Origin of the sequence: Desulfovibrio sp. 1188_IL3213, assembly GCF_036763145.1 — a bacterium.
Classification (GTDB): Bacteria; Desulfobacterota; Desulfovibrionia; order Desulfovibrionales; family Desulfovibrionaceae; genus Desulfovibrio.
Genome location: NZ_JBAIYR010000500.1, coordinates 1 through 1512 on the forward strand (window position 1 = coordinate 1; position 1512 = coordinate 1512).

Here is a 1512-nt window from a genome sequence, read left to right on the forward strand (position 1 = left end):
GGCGGGCCACCCTGCGGCCCGCACAGCACCATTCCGCGCTCCATGCAGGGCCGCCACGCCTGCAATCACCACGCGCAAAGCGCAGCGCATATAAGCATCTACGAGGTATATATGGAACTAATTAACAGTTTCGGTTGGCTCATCCTGTTGGCCGTATTGGTTATCATCATTCTCATCAAAACGGCCGTGGTGGTTCCCAACCAGTCGGCCTTCGTTGTGGAGCGTCTCGGCAAATTCAGCAAGGTGCTCTACGCGGGCTTTCATATTCTTGTGCCCTTTGTGGATGTCATCTCCTACAAGCGCAGCCTCAAGGAGCAGGTGCTGGACGTTCCCAAGCAGACCTGCATCACCCGCGACAACGTGAGCGTGGATATCGACGGTGTGCTCTACCTCCAGATCATTACCCCCGAAAAATCCGCCTACGGCATTTCGGATTACGAATGGGGGGCCATCCAGCTTGCGCAGACCTCGCTGCGTTCTGTCATAGGCACGCTGGAACTTGACCGCACCTTTGAAGAGCGCAACCGCATCAATCAGGATGTGGTGGAAGCCCTCGATGCCGCCACCTCCCCCTGGGGCGTCAAGGTGCTGCGTTATGAAATCCGCGACATCACGCCGCCCATCACTGTCATGGAAGCCATGGAAAAGCAGATGCGCGCCGAGCGCGAAAAACGCGCCGCCATTGCCCAGTCCGAAGGCGAAATGCAGTCGCGCATCAACCTGGCCGAAGGCGCAAAGGCAGCAGCCATTGCCCAGTCTGAAGGCGAAAAGCAGGCCATTATCAACCAGGCCGAAGGCGAAGCCGCGCAAATCCGCACTGTGGCGCAGGCCACAGCCGAGGGCCTGCGCATTGTGGGCGAACCGCTCGGCAACGACAGCGTGGCCGCCGCCCAACTGCGCCTGGCGGAAGCCTACATCACCCAGTTCGGCCATATCGCCAAGCAGGGCAACAGCCTGATCATCCCGGCCGACATTGCCGATACGGCGGGCATGGTGGCTGCGGTCAGCAAGATCATCAAGCCCGGCGAAGGGCTGAGCAAAAACGTCAGCCGTCCCCAGGGCTAGCGCTGTTCGGCAAAACATCGCGGACGGTAACAGCAATAATGTCCCACCGTCCCGCTGGCAGTGCGAACTGAAAAAGCACTAATCCTGCCTGTTTTCCGGCGAAATGGCGTCTGCCCCGGCGGGAAACATGCAAAGAATACGACCACGGCCCCTCTGCCCGCAAAAATGGGCAGAGGGGCCGTTATCGTCTGATAGAGCATTTAACACTTGAAATGCTCGCTTAGGGCAGGCAAAAGCCTTCCTTCTCGTATTTCGTGTCAAGGATTTTCAAGAAAATCCTTGCAGAGCAGTTAACTCATTTCATTCGTTAATTGTTCTAGCCCTGCCGGTTGGCAGCAGTGTCTGCTGCCATGCCGGGCACACAGGTCACGCTGATGCTGCCGCCTGCACCGGGCCTCGCGGCCCCACAATCACGGCGCACAGCAGCCACGGAGACAGTCCGGAACC

At 58.7% G+C, this 1512-nt stretch carries 1 protein-coding gene; it reads left to right on the forward strand.

Going from position 1 to position 1512, the window contains the following annotated elements; all coding sequences use genetic code 11:
- Positions 1-111: 111 nt before the first annotated feature.
- Positions 112-1065 carry an SPFH domain-containing protein gene (locus V6C16_RS13020; RefSeq protein ID WP_333543411.1) on the forward strand — a complete coding sequence of 318 codons (954 nt, stop codon included), beginning with the start codon at positions 112-114 and terminating at the stop codon, positions 1063-1065.
- Positions 1066-1512: the final 447 nt, after the last annotated feature.